The sequence below is a fragment of the Pseudomonas sp. AM4(2022) genome (genome assembly GCF_036346515.1).
Taxonomy (GTDB): domain Bacteria; phylum Pseudomonadota; class Gammaproteobacteria; order Pseudomonadales; family Pseudomonadaceae; genus Aquipseudomonas; species Aquipseudomonas paracarnis.
Genome location: NZ_JAOTNW010000015.1, coordinates 12,911 through 33,309, shown reverse-complemented (window position 1 = coordinate 33,309; position 20,399 = coordinate 12,911). Strand labels below are relative to the sequence as shown.

Annotated in this window: 17 protein-coding genes; 7 read left to right on the top strand and 10 right to left on the bottom strand. The window is 60.4% G+C overall.

What is annotated here, in order from left to right:
* Window positions 1-103: 103 nt before the first annotated feature.
* From ODQ19_RS19830 to ODQ19_RS19805, 6 genes are all read right to left on the bottom strand, one after another.
* Window positions 104-820: an MgtC/SapB family protein gene (locus ODQ19_RS19830; protein ID WP_003190369.1), complete on the bottom strand. Its 717-nt coding sequence runs from the start codon at window positions 818-820 to the stop codon at window positions 104-106.
* 207 nt (window positions 821-1,027) lie between these two features.
* Complete coding sequence (mgtA, locus tag ODQ19_RS19825; protein ID WP_330211017.1) at window positions 1,028-3,733, bottom strand: magnesium-translocating P-type ATPase; 2,706 nt, start codon at window positions 3,731-3,733, stop codon at window positions 1,028-1,030.
* 578 nt (window positions 3,734-4,311) lie between these two features.
* Complete coding sequence (locus tag ODQ19_RS19820; protein ID WP_330211016.1) at window positions 4,312-4,911, bottom strand: GNAT family N-acetyltransferase; 600 nt, start codon at window positions 4,909-4,911, stop codon at window positions 4,312-4,314.
* An 11-nt stretch (window positions 4,912-4,922) separates the two neighbouring features.
* A complete protein-coding gene (locus ODQ19_RS19815; protein ID WP_003190363.1) occupies window positions 4,923-5,267 on the bottom strand; it encodes an FKBP-type peptidyl-prolyl cis-trans isomerase in 345 nt (114 codons plus the stop codon).
* A 212-nt stretch (window positions 5,268-5,479) separates the two neighbouring features.
* Window positions 5,480-6,100: a transglycosylase SLT domain-containing protein gene (locus ODQ19_RS19810; RefSeq protein ID WP_116667375.1), complete on the bottom strand. Its 621-nt coding sequence runs from the start codon at window positions 6,098-6,100 to the stop codon at window positions 5,480-5,482.
* Window positions 6,101-6,178: 78 nt separating this feature from the next.
* On the bottom strand, window positions 6,179-7,147 hold the full coding sequence (locus tag ODQ19_RS19805; RefSeq protein ID WP_330211015.1) for a hypothetical protein: 969 nt from the start codon (window positions 7,145-7,147) through the stop codon (window positions 6,179-6,181).
* Window positions 7,148-7,350: 203 nt separating this feature from the next.
* Between ODQ19_RS19805 and ODQ19_RS19800 the strand changes: the two genes are divergently transcribed.
* Entirely contained in the window at window positions 7,351-8,847 is a 1,497-nt protein-coding gene (locus ODQ19_RS19800) for a PAS domain S-box protein (protein ID WP_014717983.1), read from the top strand.
* A 102-nt stretch (window positions 8,848-8,949) separates the two neighbouring features.
* The gene (locus ODQ19_RS19795; RefSeq protein ID WP_330211014.1) at window positions 8,950-9,222 is read left to right on the top strand and encodes a DUF1652 domain-containing protein; all 273 of its coding nucleotides are present in this window, start codon (window positions 8,950-8,952) and stop codon (window positions 9,220-9,222) included.
* On the opposite strand, the gene ODQ19_RS19790 is transcribed toward ODQ19_RS19795, so the two are convergent.
* The 3 genes from ODQ19_RS19790 to ODQ19_RS19780 form a co-directional block, all read right to left on the bottom strand.
* Window positions 9,185-10,378 (bottom strand): MFS transporter, encoded by a 1,194-nt coding sequence (locus tag ODQ19_RS19790; RefSeq protein ID WP_330211013.1) that lies wholly within the window; start codon window positions 10,376-10,378, stop codon window positions 9,185-9,187. The genes ODQ19_RS19795 and ODQ19_RS19790 overlap by 38 nt on opposite strands.
* 88 nt (window positions 10,379-10,466) lie before the next feature.
* Entirely contained in the window at window positions 10,467-10,775 is a 309-nt protein-coding gene (locus ODQ19_RS19785) for an RcnB family protein (RefSeq protein ID WP_056787665.1), read from the bottom strand.
* A 216-nt stretch (window positions 10,776-10,991) separates the two neighbouring features.
* Window positions 10,992-11,483 carry an REP-associated tyrosine transposase gene (locus ODQ19_RS19780; RefSeq protein WP_330211012.1) on the bottom strand — a complete coding sequence of 164 codons (492 nt, stop codon included), beginning with the start codon at window positions 11,481-11,483 and terminating at the stop codon, window positions 10,992-10,994.
* 269 nt (window positions 11,484-11,752) lie between these two features.
* On the opposite strand from ODQ19_RS19780, the gene ODQ19_RS19775 reads away from it, so the two are divergent.
* The 3 genes from ODQ19_RS19775 to ODQ19_RS19765 all read left to right on the top strand — a co-directional run bounded on the left by ODQ19_RS19775 (window position 11,753) and on the right by ODQ19_RS19765 (window position 15,707).
* Complete coding sequence (locus ODQ19_RS19775) at window positions 11,753-12,310, top strand: helix-turn-helix domain-containing protein (RefSeq protein ID WP_330211011.1); 558 nt, start codon at window positions 11,753-11,755, stop codon at window positions 12,308-12,310.
* An 11-nt stretch (window positions 12,311-12,321) separates the two neighbouring features.
* Complete coding sequence (locus ODQ19_RS19770; protein WP_330211010.1) at window positions 12,322-13,668, top strand: glutamine synthetase family protein; 1,347 nt, start codon at window positions 12,322-12,324, stop codon at window positions 13,666-13,668.
* 179 nt (window positions 13,669-13,847) lie between these two features.
* Window positions 13,848-15,707 (top strand): DUF3857 domain-containing transglutaminase family protein, encoded by a 1,860-nt coding sequence (locus tag ODQ19_RS19765; protein ID WP_330211009.1) that lies wholly within the window; start codon window positions 13,848-13,850, stop codon window positions 15,705-15,707.
* Between the two features lie 132 nt (window positions 15,708-15,839).
* Here the strand turns inward: ODQ19_RS19765 and ODQ19_RS19760 are convergent, their stop codons facing one another.
* Window positions 15,840-16,733, bottom strand: a complete 894-nt coding sequence (locus tag ODQ19_RS19760; protein ID WP_330211008.1) for a LysR family transcriptional regulator — start codon at window positions 16,731-16,733, stop codon at window positions 15,840-15,842.
* Window positions 16,734-16,861: 128 nt separating this feature from the next.
* Here ODQ19_RS19760 and ODQ19_RS19755 point away from each other — a divergent pair, with 128 nt between their 5' ends.
* Both ODQ19_RS19755 and ODQ19_RS19750 read left to right on the top strand, forming a co-directional pair.
* Complete coding sequence (locus tag ODQ19_RS19755) at window positions 16,862-18,529, top strand: GMC family oxidoreductase (RefSeq protein ID WP_330211007.1); 1,668 nt, start codon at window positions 16,862-16,864, stop codon at window positions 18,527-18,529.
* Between the two features lie 91 nt (window positions 18,530-18,620).
* The gene (locus ODQ19_RS19750) at window positions 18,621-20,243 is read left to right on the top strand and encodes an MFS transporter (protein WP_116667364.1); all 1,623 of its coding nucleotides are present in this window, start codon (window positions 18,621-18,623) and stop codon (window positions 20,241-20,243) included.
* The last annotated feature ends 156 nt before the right edge of the window (window positions 20,244-20,399 follow it).

Genomic DNA, 20,399 nt, shown 5'->3' with positions numbered 1-20,399 from the left:
CCAACCTTAGCAACGCAATGATGTTTCAACTGAAGGGATAATCCGGACTAGGTGTAGGATTTTTCCACAAGCAAGCTTAGCCAATCCTGGCCAGCCCATAGGGTCAATCGGTGGTACTCGGGCTCCAGAAAGCCTGTACCACCAGGGTTGATGTTGAGAGACGCGCCACCAGTGCATCCAACTCGTCGCCATCCACCGACGTAGCGGCCAGGATGGCCTCGATTTCCACTTCGTCGCTGCCGAACGGCCGCACGTCGACATCGCTGGCCGGGTAGTTGCAGCGTGCCAGCTCGGCTTCCAGTAACACCATCACGGCCTGTTGCTGGCTGCGGCGCGCAATGACATAGAGAATATTGGTGACCTCTGCCGACACCACGTCCAAGGGTTGGCGGTTGATGTTATTGACGATCGGCCGCAGCAAGGTGTTGGCCGCCAGCACAAACAGCGTACCCAGCAAGGCCTCGAGGATCAGGTCGGCCCCGGCGCAGGCGCCTACCGCCGCCGAAGCCCAGAGGGTGGCGGCAGTGTTAAGACCGCGTACATTGCCCTCCTCCCGCATGATCACACCCGCCCCCAAAAAGCCGATGCCCGACACCACGTAAGCGACCACGCGCACCGCGCCTTCCGCACCGCCCAGGCGGTTGGCCATGTCGACAAAGATCGCCGCGCCTACCGCCACTAGCACATTGGTACGTAAGCCGGCGGTGCGCTGGCGGTACTGGCGCTCGAACCCGATCAGGCCACCGAGAATAAACGCAGCGCTAAGGCTGACCACGGTGTCGACCAGGGAGTTGAGGTTGATGTTGTTGATTGCCTGCATAAAAAATCTCCATGAATGCAGATGCACGTTGAAACAATGCCGGTCCCTGTAGGAGCGAGCTTGCTCGCGAAAAACGTCAACGATGACGCATGCTTGCTGAAGGAACGCGGCGCCTGCGAGTTTTTCGCGAGCAAGCTCGCTCCTACAGAACCTTATCCGACGGGCATTACAGTAAGCCCGTCTCCTACAGGGTTTGGCGATGTTGTATTACTGCCAGCCAAACCTGCGGATGTAGTAGCCCTTCACCGCCTGAGTCAGCGCCATGTACGCCAGCAAAATCACCGGCAGGAACACGAAGTACAGCGACGGAAGCGCCTGCAATTTGAAGTAGTGCGCCAAAGGCCCCATCGGCAGGAATATCCCCACGGCCATGATCACGCCGGTCATCAGCATCAACGGCAGCGCTGCACGGCTTTGCAGGAACGGGATTTTCGGCGTGCGGATCATGTGCACGATCAGGGTCTGGGTCAGCAGCCCCACCACGAACCAGCCGGACTGGAACAGCGTCTGGTGGTCTGGAGTATTGGCATCGAACACATACCACATGAGTGCGAACGTGGTGATGTCGAAGATCGAACTGATCGGCCCGAAGAACAACATGAAGCGTCCCACTTCCCCCGGCTGCCAGCGTTGCGGCGTGGCGAGCATTTCGTCATCGACGTTGTCGAACGGAATCGCAATTTGCGAGATGTCATACAGCAGGTTTTGCACCAGCAGGTGCATCGGCAGCATCGGCAGAAACGGAATGAAGGCACTGGCTACCAACACCGAAAACACGTTGCCGAAGTTGGAACTGGCGGTCATTTTGATGTACTTGAGCATGTTGGCGAAGGTACGCCGGCCTTCCAGCACGCCCTCCTCCAGGATCATCAGGCTCTTCTCCAGCAGGATGATGTCAGCCGCTTCCTTGGCGATGTCCACCGCACTGTCCACCGAAATCCCGATATCCGCCGTGCGCAACGCCGGAGCGTCGTTGATGCCATCGCCCATAAAGCCCACCACATGTCCGTTGGCCTTGAGCAGACGCACGATGCGTTCCTTGTGGCTGGGGGTGAGCTTGGCAAACACATTGGTGGTTTCCACGGCCAGGGCCAGTTCGGCGTCGCTCATCGCCTCGATGTCGTTACCCATCAGCAAGCCTTGTTGCGCAAGACCCACTTCACGGCAGATCTTCGCCGTGACCAGTTCGTTGTCGCCGGTCAACACTTTCACCGCCACGCCATGGGCCTTCAGGGCCTTGAGGGCGGGCGCGGTGCTTTCCTTGGGCGGGTCGAGAAATGCCACATAGCCGATCAGCGTCAGGTTGTTTTCATCGGCCAGGGTGTAGGTGTCGCGCCCCGCCGGCATCGGCTGCGCCGCTACCGCCACCACCCGCAGCCCTTCTTCGTTAAAGGCCGCCGTCACCTGGCGAATGCGCGCCAGCAGTTCGTCGGTCAGCGCTTCATCGACGTCGCCATGGCGCACGCGGTTGCACACCGACAAAATTTCTTCCACCGCCCCTTTGCAGATCAACAGGTGCGGTTGGTGCTGCTCGGCCACCACCACCGACATGCGGCGGCGGTTGAAGTCGAAGGGAATCTCGTCAACCTTGTGGAACGCGGTGCCGACTTTCAGCTCGCGATGGATGTCCACATGCTCGAGCACGGCCACATCCAACAAGTTTTTCAAGCCGGTCTGGTAGTAGCTGTTGAGGTAGGCCATTTCCAGCACGTCGTCCGACTCCTGGCCCCACACGTCCACATGACGCGCCAGGAAAATCTTGTCCTGGGTGAGCGTGCCGGTCTTGTCGGTGCACAGTACGTCCATGGCGCCGAAGTTCTGGATCGCGTCCAGGCGCTTGACGATCACCTTCTTGCGCGACAGAAACACCGCACCCTTGGCCAGGGTCGAGGTGACGATCATGGGCAGCATTTCCGGGGTCAGGCCCACCGCAATCGACAGCGCGAACAGCAACGCTTCGGTCCAGTCACCCTTGGTGAAACCGTTGATGAACAGCACCAGCGGCGCCATCACGAACATAAAGCGAATCAGCAACCAACTGACCTTGTTGACCCCCTGCTGGAACGAGGTAGTCGCCCGGTCCGTCGCCGTGACGCGTTGCGCCAAGGCACCAAAATACGTGCTGTTGCCGGTGGCCAGGATCACCGCCGTGGCGGCGCCAGATACCACGTTAGTGCCCATGAACAGAATATTCTCCAGCTCCAGCGGGTTGCGCGTGTGGGCGTCCTGCTGGTGGGCGAACTTCTCCACCGGCATGGATTCACCGGTCATCGCCGCCTGGCTGACGAACAAGTCCTTGGCGCTGAGCACGCGGCAGTCAGCGGGGATCATGTCGCCGGCCGACAACACAATCAGATCGCCTGGCACCAGTTGCTTGATCGGCAGTTCAATGCGCTTGGCAGCATCGCGGCGCAGCACCGTCGCGGTATTGCTTACCATGGCCTTCAAGGCGTCGGCGGCCTTGTTCGACTTGGCCTCCTGCCAGAAGCGCAACAGGGTGGAGAGCACCACCATGGAAAAAATCACCGTGGCGGCCTTCATGTCTTCGGTCAGCCAGGAGATCACCGCCAGCAGGGTCAACAGCAGGTTGAATGGGTTCTTGTAGCAATGCCACAGGTGCACCCACCACGGCAGCGGCTGCTCATGCTCGACTTCATTGAGGCCGTATTGCACGCGCAGGGCGTCGGCTTCCTGAGTGCTCAGGCCTTCGGCGTGGCTGCCCAGTACGCCCAGCAATTGCACAGTGCTGCGGTTGGCACACGCCACCAGTGTCTGCGCCAGGCTGAGCGGTACTTCGCGGCTGACGCTGGCATCGGTCACGGTCTCCAGCATCGCCAGGCGGCGAAAATGCCGGGCGATATGCCGGGTCCGCAGGAAACCGGCGAAGAACTCTTTGAGCAAAGTGAGATTCATGGTGTAACTCCTGCGCGAGGAAAAACCGTCGTGCAGGTACTGCCCGTCCACACCGCGCCCGTCACACAGGCACAGCCGAACCTGGCCCGCCCGCCGTAACAGGCAGGCGCGTCCGTAGCATCCAGGCGTTACCCAGGTGCTGGTCAGCGTCGATGAGAGAGGATCAGGCAGGTGCCAGGGCTGGCCACCGCCGGGATGCCGCTTCTCGCTTTGTAAGGCGAGACAACGGCATCTGGAAAATGCGCGTTACCTTGCCAAGAGGCCGGTTACCGAAACCGGCCGACGACTGTCACTCGAACAAGTACCCACTGAGGGTCTCCGCTATTGATGAAAACGCGCGAAGCTTACGCCCCGATGTTGGCGGAGTAAACCGTAGGAAAGTGCCTGAATGGTGAATAAGAAAATTCTTCAGGATGGGTTCAGGTAACAACGGTAGGAGCGAGCTTGCTCGCGAAAAACGCCAACGATAACGTGTGCTTGCTGAATAAAAGCGGCGCCTGCGAGTTTTTCGCGAGCAAGCTCGCTCCTACAGATGGCGGTGTGCTCTAGCCTGCGCATGAAGCCAAAACCCATTCATATTACGGTGCGCCGGGTCGATCCCGCACAACCAACGCCAGGTAGCCGTCGATAGTTCCCTGACCGACGGGCTTGACCTGTATCGACACCCTATTCACCTGCCGGCCTATCGTGATTCCCTCACGGGTGCGCACCTGTACATAGCCAAGCCTGGGCCAAAAACGCTCGGCCCTGGTATTGCCCACCACCACCGTCAACCGCAGCCACTGGGCGCCCTTCGTTACCGCCCAGGCCTCAAGGTCGGTGTGCAAGCGCTGCGCCAGCCCGCTGCCGTGCCAGCGCGTATGCACTAGCAGCAACCCGATGTGCCACACCCCGGCGGCGAGCAAATCCGCGGCGATATTCACCACGGCGACCAGGTGGCCCTGCGCATCGCGGTAACCCAGCCAGTACAGGCGGCTGCAATGCCAGCCTGCGGGTAATTGGCCGCGTAATTCTTCCCGTGCTTCGGTCGAGGTAGCCGGTTCGCCATTCACCGCGATGAAGTAAGCCGGCGCCTGTTCAAAAAACTGCTGTAGCTCAGCCTCATCGCAGTCAAGCAGCTCAACCACCCGAATGCCTTCGAAGGAGCAGCCAGGCAACACCTGTGGATCAACGTCCATGTTCAACCTCTTCAATCATCCCGCGTCAGCACTTCCAGCAATTCAATCTCGAAACGCAGGTTACTGTTGGGCTTGATATGCGCGCCCATCGAGCGCTCGCCATAGGCCAGGTGCGCCGGTACATACAAGGTGCGCACGCCGCCAACCTGCATGCCCATCAAGCCCTGGTCCCAACCCTTGATCACGCGGCCAGTGCCGATCACGCACTGGAACGGTTTGCCCCGCTCCCAGGAGGAGTCGAACACCGTGCCATCTTCCAGGGTGCCGGTGTATTGGGTGGTGATCAGCGCGCCCTTGACCACGGCTTTGCCGTCGCCCAGGCGGATGTCGGTGACCTGCAGTTCATCGTTGCTCATGGGGTCCTCATTGAAGGCGTGAAAAGGCTGGGGTTTTCCCAGAATCGGATGGGTTTGGCAAGTGCAGGGGAATGGCCAGCGTGAACGCAATCCAATGTGGGAGCGGGCTTGCCCGCGAAGGCGGTGTGTCAGTCACTGCATCTGTGTCTGCACTACCGCTATCGCAGGCAAGCCAGCTCCCACAATTGGATCTGCGCGCATTCAAAAGCTTTTTACAACCAATGCCAGAACCGGCTCCAGAACCCACGCCCCAACTCATCCTTGCACCCGGCATATTGGCGCGCATACATCTGCGAACGCGCCTGTACCTTGCTCGCTACCGGCGGCAGCCAGGCTTTGCTGGCGTAGGTGCGCTGGCGATAGCCGCCCCAGCCTTCGTGGTAGTTAAGGTACTGGCCATAGGCATCGTATTTGTAGACGCCGTTGATGGTGTAGGTCTTGTCCATGTACCAGCCGATAAAGTCGATGGCGTCGTCGAAGTCTTCGCGATCAGCGCCACTGCGGCCGGTGGCTTTGCGGTAGTCGTTCCACACTTCATCCTTGGCCTGGGCATAGCCGGAAGCGGTGGAGACGCGGCCCCAAGGGATGATCCACAGCAGGTATTTACGCGGGGTCTTGGCGTCGTGGCGAAAGCCCGACTCCTGATACATGATCGCGAACGGCACCTGGATCGGTACGCCCCAGCGCTTTTGCGTGACCTTGGCGGCGTCGTACCAGTCATCTTTTTCGCGCAAGATACCGCAGAGGTCGTTGGGCGTGCGTGGCGGCGAGGTGCCGCACGCCGCCAACAGGGAAGTGAGTACTAACAGTCCGACGGCTTTGCCTGCGCTCAAGGGGCACCTTTGTGAGATAAGGGTAAAATGCCAGCATTTTACCCCTTCACACAGGCGGCGTCCTTGCCGCAGACATTTTTAAGCCAAGGGCACGCGACGGGTAGTCAGCGCGATACGACCGATAAAGAAGCTCAAGGCCGCGCCCAACAGCAGCATGGCCAAGGTGCTCCAGGCCGCGCGGGACAGTTGCTTGGCAGCGACTTCACCGGCTTCACGGGCTTTCTGTTCAGCCTGTTTTTTCAGCTCATCGACCTTTTGCATGGCTTGCTGATAAGCCTGGGCATAGTTGTCGACAATCTGGGTGGCTTCTTCTTTGCTCTTGCCAGTACGGGCCGCGACGATGTTGACCAGCGCCTCTTTATCCGCTGCATTCAGTGCTGGCTCGCCCGACGCTTTCACACGTTCGAACCACTGCTTGAGCTCATCACTGGCCTGGGCAGGGTTGGTCGCTGCATCGGTAGCCGACTGCTTGCCATCGGCAGCTGCCTGATCAGCTTTTTGCTCAACATTGGCAGGGTCTAGCTCAGCTTTGCCGCTCTGCTTGAGCAAAGTATCCAGTTGGCCTTGCAGGCTGTTCCAGTCCAGCTCGATGCCCTGCTCGTTCAACTGTTGCTTGATGCTATTGCCAATCCCCGGCGCTGCGGCAGCAATGCCACTGCCGGCTGCGGACAAACCTTTGCCCACGACGTTGCCGGCAGTGCCGACGACGCTTGCGGCCAGGCCTGCCAGCAGCCAAGTGGTGAGCAAAGTGGTCAGGGTCCAGGTCAGCACCCCATGCAAGCCGCCGCGATCCGGCGCCGTACGACCGGCCACGAATGCGCCCAATGCAATGGAAACCAGAGTCGATACAAACAACCAGATACCCGCACCCGTGCCAAAACCGCTCAACGGGTTGCCCGCTTCCATCGGGTCAATGGCACTGGCGCCAATGGCGGTGCCCAACACACTCAAGACCAGGTAGGTGACCAGTGCGATTGCACTACCGGCCAATACCGAGCTCCACGACACTCGAAACAGCGATCGATTGGTTTCATAGACAGTGGTCATACAAAGGTCCTTTTCAAATTGAGGAGCAAGGCAATGCGCCTTGATGGGTGTGAGTGTGGCGAAACGACATACGTTCAGTCCTGGCCCATATGCACCAGGCGCTCTGGTGCATTCGCACTGCCCCGTGGGCAATTACTCTGCACTATCCTCAAGCCAGGATGTCGTAACCCAATGTGCCTTGCCCTGCCCTAATCGGAGACGTTATGACCCAGGATGTTCTCGCCAAAGAAACCAACCGCCGCCAACTGCAAACCATCATTTCGGGACTGTCCGACGGTGTGATCCTGGCTGAGGTCGACCAGACCATTCTGTGGGCCAATGAAGCGGCGTTGACCATGCATGGGGTCAGCGAGGTCAAGGAACTGGGCGCCAATACCGAGGCGTACGCCAAGCGCTTTGCCCTGCGCTATCGCAACAACCATCCCTTGCCACTGGACAGCTACCCCCTCAGCCGCGTGGCTGCCGGTGAAGAGTTCAGCGATGTGGTGGTGGAAGTCACGCCCGCCGACGACGAACACCGCAGTTGGGTACATCGCCTGCGCAGCCTGGTGCTGACTGATGCCCAGGGTGAGCCGGAGTTGCTGGTGCTGATCCTCAGCGACGCCACCGAATGGGCCAGCGCCGAGCAACGCTTCGAGAAAACCTTCAACGCCAACCCGGCGCCCGCCGTGATCTGTCGCCTCAGCGACCTGCGCTACATCAAGGTCAACCAGGGTTTTTTGGAGATGACCGGCTACAACCGCGACCAGGTCATCGGCAAATCGGTCTATGAGCTGGATGTGCTGGAACAGGCCGAGCGCAAGGACCTGGCGATCCAGCGCCTGGGCGAAGGCGCGACCATCCCGCAGATGCAGGCCGAACTGAGGCTGCCCGAAGGTGGCAGCAAACTGGTGATCGTCGCCGGCCAACCGTTGGACATGAACGAGGAAGACTGCATGCTGTTTTCCTTCACAGACCTTGAGCCACGGCGCAAAGCCGAGATCGCCCTGCGCCAGAGCGAAGAGCGGTTCGCCAAATCCTTTCGCCTGACGCCCGTGCCGACCCTGGTGTGCAGCGCCGACAACCGCCAGGTGGTGGACATCAACGAAGCCTTCATGAGCATCACCGGCTACATCAGCGAGGAGTTGATCGGCAAATCCATCGAAGACATCAACTTCATCGACAGCCCCCAGGCCGGCGCGCAGTTGTTCGCCACCCTGGAAAAAGCCGGCAACCTTGAAGGCCAGGACCTCAAGGTGCGCAAGAAAGGCAATGAGGTGATCGACTGCGTGGTGTCCGCCGACACCGTGATTATCCAGGACGTGCCCTGCTACCTGATGGTGCTGATGAACATTACCGAACGCAAACGCTCGGAGCTGGAACTGGTGGCCGCCATCGAGGAAGTCATGCAAGACGCGTCCTGGTTCAGCCAGACCCTGATCGAGAAGCTGGCCAACGCCAAGAGCGTCAACAGCCCCAACCTGCCGAATGTTTCCTTCACCGACCTCACCGCCCGCGAGCGCGATGTATTGGGCCTGATCTGCGAGGGCCTGGCGGACAAAGAGATTGCCTCGCGCCTGAAACTGGCGCCCAACACCGTGCGTAACCATGTGGCCACCGTGTATTCCAAGCTGGGGGTGCACAGCCGTAGTGCAGCGATCGTCTGGGCCCGTGAACGCGGGCTGTTTGCCGGTGATTTGCGCCTGAAAAACAAGCCCTGACCCTGCAAATGCACTAGTGCGCCTAGTGCGAATTCGCCTTATTGAGAGGCGGTGCAAGCAATAACCTTCAAGGGATCGTATTTATGCCTTGAAGGAACCCGCATGTTTACCCTCTCTCAACTGCGCAACTGCATCGAAGAAGGCCTGTCACCGCTGACGTGCGAATTCACCCTGTGCCGGGATGCGTCCTTGACCCTCAAGGTCTACGACGCAGAGACCGGCCGTGTCGACCTGGTGGTTACCGGCATCAGCACCAACCGCCTGCAGACCCCGCATGAAGTGGCAAAAATGGTGGATGAGTTGCGCTACGAGCTGCAAAGCAACAACGTCGGCAAGCTCACGCTGGATGATTTGCCTTTATCGCCGCTCCCATGAAATAAAACACCCCGCCGGCAACGATAAATGCCCCCAGCATGTAGAACATGTAATGGGCCGGCAGGCTGGCCAACACCAGCCCACACAGCACCGGCCCCAGCGCGGCACCGAGGTTGGACAGGTTTTGCGCCCCGTAATACATGCCCCGCAGGTGGTCCGGGGCAATTCGGTCGATAAACATGTACTCGGCCGGGAATACGATGATCTCCCCGACGGTGAACACCGCCATCGCCAGCACCCAGCCCATCACGCTGGTGGACAGCCCGAAGCCGATCAACCCCAGCATGAACATGCTCAAGCCAGCGATCAGCCACTGGCTCAGGTAACGGTGTGAGATGCGCCGGCCAATCAAGTACTGCAAGGCGATCACTAGCACGGCGTTGGTGGTCAGCACCGCGCTGATCACGGTGTAGGTGTATTCGGCGGTCGTGGTGGTCACCAGGTACTGCGACAGGTAGGCCGTGAACTGGCCGAACACCACCGCGCTGAGTAAACCGCCGAGGGTGAAGCACACCAGGCGACGGTCCTGCAGCAAAACGCGGGCGACGGCAAGGAACGGCACCGGTTTTTGCGTGGTGTCCACAGTGGCCAAGTTACGGTCACCCCAGCACCCATACAGCAGAAAAAAACCCAGCCCCAACAGCGCCGACAGAATAAACGGCAGGCTGATATCCAGCTTGGCCACCATCGCGCCAAAGAACGGCCCTACGGCATAGCCGATATTGGTAAGCGTGTACTTGATGGAAAACACTTCGCTGCGCGCGTCTTCAGGCAGCAGGCTGGCGAAGCCGGCTTTCACCGCAATATCGATGACGGCGTAGGCCAGGTTGATCAGGATCAGGCAGCCATAGAACGCCCAGATATTCTGCGCCAGCACCGTGCCGATAAACCCCAGCACAAACACCAGGCTCAACCCGAGCAGCAGGCGATAACTATTGATGCGGTCGACCAGAAAACCGCCGTATACGCTCAGCAGCGAGCCGACGATCAACGAACTGCCGATCACCAGGCCGACCTGGGTAATGTCCAGGGCGAAATGGCTGGTGAGGTAGATCACGAGGTAGGGAAAGGTGATGGCCTTGGCCAGCGTCAGCAGCAACGTGGCGCACAGCAAGAGGTTCACGGTACGCGGGTAGTTTCTTATGGTGGCAAGCATCCTGCTCTCGTTCTTCAAAGGTAACGCGACCATTGGGGTCGGTTACCTTAACGCAAGAGAAATGAAACGAGGAGGTGCCCCGGCGGGATTATTTCTTGACTGGCGTAATCTCGAGGATGGTGCCGTTGGTGGTCTTGAGCAGCACGTACTTGTCGCCTACGCGCGCCCATTGGCTTTCTTCTTCGGGCTGCTTGAGGCCGCGCTTTTTCCAATCGCTGATGGCCGACTCCTTGCGCATCAGGATATCCGGCGCACGGTCGCCCTCTTTCAAGTCGCGCGCGTTGATGTTTGAAGGTTGCACGGTTTCCTGAGGGGTATCGCCGGCCTGCACTACAGCACTGACGGTGGAAAAGCTGGCAGCGACCAGCAGGCAAGCGGCTAAGGTTTTCGACTTCATGGGTGCTCCTTCAATTAATGATGCGTACCCAGGTTCCGACCGCGGCGGCGCGCAATCATTCAGCCTTGTTTCCTGTGGCGAGGCAGCTTGCTCCCGCTGGGCTGCGCAGCAGCCCCAAAAAGCCGACCGCGCCCCCACCGAAAACATGCGGTGATTGGGTTGGGGCCGCTTCGCGGCCCAGCGGGAGCAAGCTCCCTCGCCACAAGGGGTACACCGTTATAGCCAGGCGGCGTCCCAGAGTGAGTAGTCGCCAACATGCCCGGCCAGTCCGGCTCGCAGTGGGTTGGCGATGATGTAGCGAGCAGCCTTGATAAGGTCTCCCTCGGCTCGCACCGCACGATCGTGATAGCCGTTCTGCCAGAAAGCACCCTGTGTGCGACGGGCTCGGTTGATGGTCAGTGTGCTTCGCGACTTCACTCGCTTCATCACTTCAGACAGCGTCGCGCTTCGCAATTCAAATAACCAGTGAAGGTGATCCGGCATAATGACCCAGGCCAAAGAGTTGACCAGCTCAAGGTCATGGGCTCGTTTGAGCTCGGCAACCAATAGCCGCCCCAGGTAAATATCGGCAAATACCGGACGACGCTGATAAACCACGGTAGTTACCAAATAAGCTCGACCAGGTTCCGAATAACGGCCACGTCGCAACAAATGAGAATTGGGCTTGTGCAGCAATCCTTTGCACCCCTGAATGGTTGAATGATCCATTCAACCTAGCAGGCACCTCCGATGCCCCTGCTCAATACAGTTTCCCCATATTGCCCAATGCCCTGTGGCGAGGGAGCTTGCTCCCGCTGGGCTGCGCAGCAGCCCCAAAAAGCCCGACCGCGTACTAACTGAACAAATGCGGTGAATGGGTTAGGGCCGCTTCGCGGCCCAGCGGGAGCAAGCTCCCTCGCCACAGATTTTGGTGCATGTCGATTGCTTTCGTGAAATTTATCGTGTAATTTTTCATGAAATTATTCGATATAATTTTCATGACTGCGCAAGATGAACTCGCCACACTCGCGACCCTGATCCACGACCTGCGCAAGCACAAGAAACTCACCCTGTCGCAATTGGCGCAAAAGATTGAGCGCTCGGTGGGTTTTCTGTCTCAAGTGGAACGTGGGTTGTCGCAACCCACCGTAGCCGACCTGACCGCCATCAGCCACGCCCTCGACGTGCCCACCACCTATTTCTACAGCCTGCCCAAACCCAAGGCGGTGGCCTGGGTCACCCGTCCCAACGAGCGGCGCACGGTGTATTACGCCAATGGCATCACCGACATCCTGGTGTCGCCGAGCATGAACGGCGCGTTCTCGATGCTCGACAGTCTGTTGGCCCCCGGTGCCAACAGCGGCGAACAGAGCATGAGCGACCGCGCCGAACAGGCCGGATTTGTGCTCGAAGGCGAGTTGACCCTGTGGGTGGATGGCGAAGCCGAGCCAGTCACCCTCAGCCCCGGCGACAGTTTCCACCTGGCCAGTTTCGCCCACTGCCGCTACGCCAACCTGACCGACCTGCCCGCCCGCGTCCTGTGGGTTTACAACTAGGAGCTGCACCCGTGAAAAGCCATTCCTCCACGTTGCTGGCCGAAGTACGGAGCTTTCGCCAGAACCACCCCGACGTACGCTATGTCGACCTGATCGCCCTGGACATTCCCGGGCATTTCTACGGCAAGCGCTACCCGGTGGAGATGCTTGAGAAAGTCGCCGCCGGCAGCCCGCTGAAGCTGCCGCAGAATGCGGTGCTGCTGGGGGCCCAGGGTGGGCTGTTCAAGATTGGCGACTATTGCTTCAACGATGGCGACCCAGACGCCAATCGCCGATTGGTGCCCGGCACGCTCAAACCAGTCACCTGGGAGTCGCAGCCATTGGGGCAAATGCTCATCACCTCGGACGGCACCCAAGCGCCAATCGAATTCGAACCCCGCGAAGTCCTGGCCAAGGTGCTGGAACGCTTGCAGCACCAAGGCATTCACCCCGTGGTGGCGTTTGAGCTGGAGTTCTACCTGTTCGATAAACAACTGGACAACGGCTTGCCGCAATTTGCCCGCGACCCGCTCAGTGGAGATGCCGATGACCAGCCCAACCTGCATATCGAACGGCTGTCGCGTTTCAACGACGTGCTCGACGATATGGCGCAAACCGCCAAGGACCAAGGCCTCGACATCACGGTGATCACCGCCGAAATCGGCCCCGGCCAGTTCGAGATCAACTTCGGCCACTGCGATGACGGCCTGCGCGCCGCCGACTGGGCCGCCCTGTTCTGCCGCAGCACCCGCGGCGTCGCGCTCAAACATGGTTACCGCGCCAGCTTCATGGCCAAGCCCTACCTGCAATTTCCCGGCAGTGGCATGCATGTGCATGTCAGCCTCTACGACGCGGCGGGCAATAACCTGCTCGCGGCCCATCAGCAGCAGCCGCTGCGCCACGCCGTGGCCGGGTGCCTGGAGTTGCTGCCGCACTGCATGCCGATCTTCTCACCCAACCACAACGCCTTCCGCCGCCTAGGCGGCACGGTCAACGCTGCGACGCGGGCGAGCTGGGGCTTTGAAGACCGCGACGCCTGCGTGCGCATCCCCGACTCCGACCCACGCAACCTGCGGATCGAGCACCGCCTGGCCAGCGCCGATGCCAACCCTTATCTGGTGCTGGCGGCGATCCTCGCTGGTTTGGAGCATGGGCTTGAGGCCAAGCGCGAACCCATCGCCCCACTGAACGAAGACCGCAACAGCGGCGCCGACTTCCCCCTCGAAATGCTCGACGCCGTGCGTGCCATGCAGCAGCAACCGGTACTGCGCGACAAGCTGGGCGCGGAATTTGTCGAGGTGTATTGCGAGAACAAACGCCAGGACCACCTGGCTTTCCAGCAGGAGATCCAGGCGCGGGAATATCGCTGGTTCCTCTAATCGCGTGTCGCGCTGGTGGCATAAAAACCATGACATAAATCAACGAAAGGCTCTAGCACGGGCCTTTCAGCCAGATAAATTGTCGAACAATCCTGGCCTTTGTCGTTGAGATCCATTATCATCCGGCGCCTTCTCGCTACCCGCCGGGTAGCTGTTTCAATGTGTCACCCGAGGCGCCCATGTACCGTTTTCCGTTTCACCGCCCTTTGATTGCCATCAGCCTGGGGCTGGTTTCCCATTCCGTCAGCGCGGCCCTGCAACCCATAGCCGAAGCCCCGCTGGCCAGTGACACCGAGCTGCACTGCCACTTCAACCGCGACGCCAGCACCGATTGCACCACCACCTACCGCTACACAATCCTCAAGGCCAACGGCCGCGAAATGCTTTCGCGCATCGACTTCGACTACTCCGAAGCCGACACCTTTGAAGTGGTCAGTGCCCAGTCCACCCAGCCTGGCGCCAAGCCGGTCGCCCTGGCCGCCACGCAAATCGATACCCGCAGCGCACCCAACCCGGACCAAGGCTTCAGCCGCGACAAGCAAACCTCCCTGGCCTTCCCCAACCTGCGCGTGGGCACGCAGATCCGCTACACGGTACGCCAGCATTACCCGGCCAAACCGCTGATGACCCAGTTCCACTATGTGCTCAAGTTCGGGCCCAGCTCAGCCCGCCGCGATCGCTTCAAGGCGCGCTTTACCGCCGAACGGCCGATGCAATGGCGCAGTGAACTGTTCGACGGTTTCAAGGTAACCCCTTCGAGCAACGGCAAGACCCTGGACGTGGTGCAAAAAGCCCCGACCTACCTCAACTACATCAATGAATCCTCCGCCGCCGCACTGCTGCGCGTCCCACGCCTGGAAGTGGGGAGCGCCGTGGACCGCCAGGCGTACTTCGGTGATTTCGCCCAGCGTTACAACCAGATCCTCGGCGCCACCCTGCCGGCGCAAGCCGCCGCCGCCGTGGCCGCCGCACGCAGCCTGGCGCCAGCTGAGCAAGTCGCGGCAATGATGCAGCACATCAATGATCACTATCGCTACCTGGGTGACTGGCGGGCGACCGAGCGCGGCTATGTGCCGTTCAGCCTCGCGGAAATCGAGCAGCACGGCTACGGCGACTGCAAGGACCTGGCGACGCTGCTGACGGCCATGCTCAAAGCCAGTGGCATCAAGGCTGAGACCGCGTGGGTCAGCCGTGGCGACGTGGTCGATGCCTTGCTGATCCCCGGCACCCAGGCGCCGAACCACGCCATCGTACGTGCCGAAGTAAATGGCCAGGTGTGGTGGCTTGACCCGACCAACCCGGTCTTCGCCCCTGGCCAGACCATGCCCGATATTCAGGACCGCTGGGTGTTGGTCAACGACGCCCAGGGCCAGGTGCGCGAAGAACACATCCCACTGGAGCGCCCCGAAGTCTCGATACGCCTGGACAAACAGGTGCAATACGGCAAAGAGGGAGATGGCGCGGTGAAGGCGACTATTACCTTCAGCCGCCTGCCGCTGATGCAACTGAGCGTCGCCGACCGCCAGCAAGGCACCACCGCCACCGACCAGAACATCTGCGCCAACTTCGGCAACGACATCAGCGACTGCCAGATCACCCGCGAACCCACCCGTTTTGTGGTGCATGACGGCTACAGCGTCACTGCCCACATGAACGATCAGCGTGCCCTGGAAAAGCTGGCCAATGACTATGTCTACACCGACCCATCCTTGAAAGACCGCTGGGAGGGCTACATCAACTATCGTCGCCAGGGGCAACAGGCCGACCTTTACCTGGGCAATCCTGAAACCTATGACTACACCTACACCCTGGCTGGCGGGAAGATGGAAAAAGCCATCCCCGGCTGCAAGGTGCGCTCGCCCTGGTACGACCTCGACCTGGACGGCAAACTGGAGAACGGCTCGCTGCGCTATCACTATCGCCTGAGCCAGAAGAAGCGTTGGTTGACCCATGCCGAAGTCACCAGCGATGCGTTCGGCAACATGATTGACGAGGCTCGGGCCTGTGCCGAGCAGGTACATCAGGTAGTAAAGCTCTAGACTGTCCCTGACACACCACGATCCAAATGTGGGAGCTGGCTTGCCTGCGATGACGGCCGGTCAGCTTGCACATCAGTGAGTGACACACCGCCATCGCAGGCAAGCCAGCTCCCACCTTTTAATCCGCATGCGTCAGCGGGACTCACCGAGCAACAAGCCCTGCTCCCGCGCGCATAACTCCACCACATAATCCCACAACACCCGCAACCGCACCGACTTGTGCAGCTCCCGGCGCGAGCTGATCCAATAGCTGCGCTGAATGCCCTCCGCCGGCAACAACGGCACCAACTCCCCATCGCCAGCTGCCATGAAACACGGCAACACCGCAACGCCCAACCCCGAACGCGCAGCCTGGTGCTGGGCGATCACACTGGTGCTGTGGAACACCACTCGGGGGTTACGGCAGAAGCTGTTGAGGAACTTCAGTTCCTGGCTGAACAGCAGGTCATCGACATAATCGATCCAGGCATGGGCAGCGAGGTCTTCACGTTTTTCGATGGGTGGGTTGCGCGCCAGATAGGCGCGGCTGGCATACAGCGCCAGGCGGTAGTCGGTGAGTTTGCGCGTCACCAGTTGGTCGGCGCTGGGGCGTTCCAAGTGAATGCTGATCTCCGCCTCGCGGTTGAGGATGCTGACAAAGCGCGGCACCGCGACCAGCTCCACCTCCAACCCTGGGTAGCGTTCAAACAGCCCGCCCATGCGTGCGGCCAGAAACATCACGCCCAGGCCTTCGGCCACGCCGAGGCGGATCTTGCCCAGGGGCGCAGCAGAATGGGTGAGTTCATCTTCGGCCAGCAGTGCCACATTTTCCATAGCCTCGGCATGCTTGAGCAATGCTTCGCCGGCAGGCGTCAGTTCATAGCCCTGGGCGTGCTGCACGAACAGCGCCGTGCCGAGGCTTTTCTCGATGGCGTCGATATGCCGCGCCACGGTGGCATGCGTGGTTTTCAGGCGTTGGGCGGCGGTGAGCAGGCGGCCACTGCGCTGCAACTCGAGAAAAAACCGCAGGTCATTCCAGTCGAACATATCGCCTCCAGAGCCTGGGCCAGCCGGCGTTGTTTAAAAACGCACAGCGGGTGGGTAAAAACTAACATTTTTAAGACGAAAACTAACAACTAGGATGGGCCCAATAAGAAAAACAAGCGAGACCCCAGATGCCCAATGCAACTGCTGAATACGATTACATCGTCGTCGGCGCCGGCCCTGCCGGATGCCTGCTGGCCAATCGTCTGTCCGCCAACCCGGCTCACCGTGTCCTGCTGCTGGAAGCCGGTGGCCGCGACAACTACCCCTGGATCCATATCCCCGTCGGCTACCTGTTCTGCATCGGCAATCCACGCACCGACTGGTGCTTCAAGACTCAATCCCAAGCCGGCCTGCAGGGGCGCACCTTGAGTTACCCACGGGGCAAAGTGCTGGGCGGCTGCTCGTCCATCAACGGCATGATCTACATGCGCGGCCAGGCCCAGGACTACGATGGCTGGGCGGCGGCGGGCAACGCGGGCTGGGCCTGGAAAGACGTACTGCCGCTGTTCAAACAGAGCGAAAACCATTTTGCCGGCGGCTCTGAATTCCACAGCGAGGGCGGTGAGTGGCGCGTCGAGCAACAGCGCCTGTCGTGGCCGATCCTCGATGCGTTTCGTGAGGCGGCGGCTCAAAGTGGCATCGCTAATATCAATGACTTCAACCAGGGTGATAACGAGGGCTGCGGTTACTTCCAGGTCAACCAGAAAGCCGGTGTGCGCTGGAATGCGGCCAAGGCGTTTCTCAAGCCGATCCGCCAGCGCCCCAACCTCACCGTGCTGACTGAGGTAGAGGTTGAGCGTGTGCTACTGGAGAACGGTCGTGCTTGCCAAGTACTGGGGCGTCAACACGGCCAGCCGATGAGTTGGAAGGCGCGCAAGGAGATTGTGCTGTGCGCGGGCTCCGTGGGGTCGCCGGGCATTCTGCAACGCTCAGGGATCGGCCCTTCCCATGTGCTCAAGCCGCTGGGTATCGACGTGGTGCACGAGCTGCCAGGCGTTGGTGGCAACCTGCAAGATCACCTGCAACTGCGCCTGATCTACAAGCTGGAAAATGCCCGTACCCTGAACCAGATCGCCGGCACCTTGTGGGGCAAGATGGGCATGGGCCTGCGCTACCTGTACGACCGCAGCGGCCCGCTGTCGATGGCGCCCAGCCAGCTCGGCGCATTTGCCCGCTCCGGCCCGGAGCAAGCCTCGGCCAACCTGCAATACCATGTGCAGCCATTGTCCCTGGAGCGCTTTGGCGAACCATTGCACGGCTTCCCGGCATTTACCGCGTCGGTCTGCGACCTGCGCCCGCAAAGTCGCGGCCGGGTGGATATTCGTTCGGCCAACCCGGCGGACGCCCCCTTGATACAACCCAATTACCTCAGCCACCCCGAAGACTTGCGCATAGCCGCCGACGCCATTCGCCTGACCCGGCGCATCGTCGCCGCTCCGGCCCTGAGCCAATTCAAACCGGTGGAATACCTGCCCGGCGAAGCCCTGCAAACTGAAGAACAACTGCACGAGGCCGCCGCACAGATCGGCACCACGATTTTCCATCCGGTGGGCACCTGCCGCATGGGCGATGACAAAGACGCCGTGGTCGACAGCCAGCTGCGCGTACACGGCATTCCCGGCCTGCGCATTGCCGATGCCTCGATCATGCCGCGCATCACCTCCGGCAATACCTGCTCACCCACGCTGATGATCGCGGAGAAGGCCGCGCAGCTAATCCTGTCACCGAACACTGTAGGCGCGAGCTTGCTCGCGAAAAACCCACCAGCACCGCGCACCACAGGGCACCCCGCGTAATCATTAACGCTATATGAAGTTGAAAAACACCGGCGCCGAGGTCAGCGCCGACAGTGGAAAAACAATAAATAATCACTGTGAGGGACACCCGATGTCAGAACATGCTCAACCCCTGGGCTCGGCGGCCAGTGCAAGTACCGCCAACGAATCAAGAAAGGTCATCTTCGCCTCCTCCTTGGGGACGGTGTTCGAGTGGTATGACTTTTTCCTCTACGGCGCCCTGGCGGCGGTGATCAGCAAGCAGTTCTTTGCCGGGGTCAACGACACCACGGCGTTTATCTTTGCCTTGATGGCCTTCGCCGCAGGGTTTGTAGTGCGGCCATTCGGTGCCCTGGTGTTCGGCCGCCTGGGCGATATGATCGGGCGCAAGTACACCTTCCTCGTGACCATCATCCTGATGGGCGTGGCAACCTTCTGCGTCGGGTTGCTGCCGACCTACGCCAGCATCGGCATTGCCGCACCGATTATCCTGATCGTGCTGCGCATGCTGCAGGGCCTGGCGCTGGGCGGCGAATACGGTGGCGCTGCCACCTATGTGGCCGAGCATGCGCCACCGGGCAAGCGCGGGCTGCACACCAGCTGGATTCAATCCACCGCCACCCTCGGCCTGCTGCTGTCGCTGCTGGTGGTGCTGGCTTGCCGTTACTTCACCGGCGATCAGTTCGAAGTGTGGGGCTGGCGCATTCCGTTCCTGTTTTCCATCGTGCTGCTGGGCATCTCGACCTGGATCCGCATGAGCCTGCACGAATCGCCCGCCTTCTTAAAGATGAAAGAGGAAGGCAAGGCCTGCAAGGCGCCGATTCGCGAGTCCTTCGGCAAATGGGAAAACCTCAAGGTGGTGCTGATCGCCCTGTTCAGCATCAACGGCGGGCAAGCGGTGACCTTCTACGCGGCGCAGTTTTATGTGCTGTTCTTCCTCACCCAGTTCCTGCGCATGGACCCGGCCCTGGCCAATATGCTGTTGATTATCAGCGTGGTGATTGGCGCGCCGTTCTTTATCCTGTTTGGCTGGCTATCGGACAAGGTCGGGCGCAAGCCGGTGCTGATGCTCGGCCTGCTGCTGGCGACCGCGCTGTACTTCCCGATCTTCAAGGGCCTGGCGCACTACACCAACCCCGCAATGGACCAGGCCAGCCAACAGGCGCCGATCACCGTACTGGCCGACCCGGCCACCTGCACCTTCCAGTTCGACCCAGTGGGCAAGGCCCGTTTTGACAGCCCCTGCGACAAGGTCAAGACCTTCCTGGTCAAACAGGGACTGCCCTACAGCAGCGTCGCCGCCCCTGCGGGCAGCCCGGTGCAAGTGAGCGTCGGCGATGTGCGCATCGACGGTTTTGATGAAGCGGCCCTGCGTGGCGCCGTGGCCCTGGCCGGTTATCCGTCATCGGCGGATGCGGCCCAGGTCAACAAGCTGATGGTGGTGGTGCTGATCGTGGTGCTGATCTTCATCGCCGCCATGTGCTACGGGCCGTTGGCGGCGCTGATGGTGGAGCTGTTTCCGACGCGCATCCGCTACACCTCGATGTCCCTGCCCTACCACATCGGTAACGGCTGGTTTGGCGGGTTCCTGCCGACCGTATCGTTTGCCTTGGTGGTGTATACCGGCGATATCTTCTATGGCTTGTGGTACCCGGTGGTGGTGACGGGCGTGAGCCTGATCGTCGGCCTGTTCTGCCTTAAGGAAACCCGGCATGTGGATATCGAAAACAACTGATACCTCTCCCCTGTAGGAGCGAGCTCGCTCGCGAAGAACCTGAGAGCAACGCGGGGCACCAGGCGCCCCGCGTCATCGTTAACGACCTTCGCGAGCAAGCTCGCTCCTACAACGGCGTATGGCCCCCACACAAATTGCTGTACATCCATACAGATA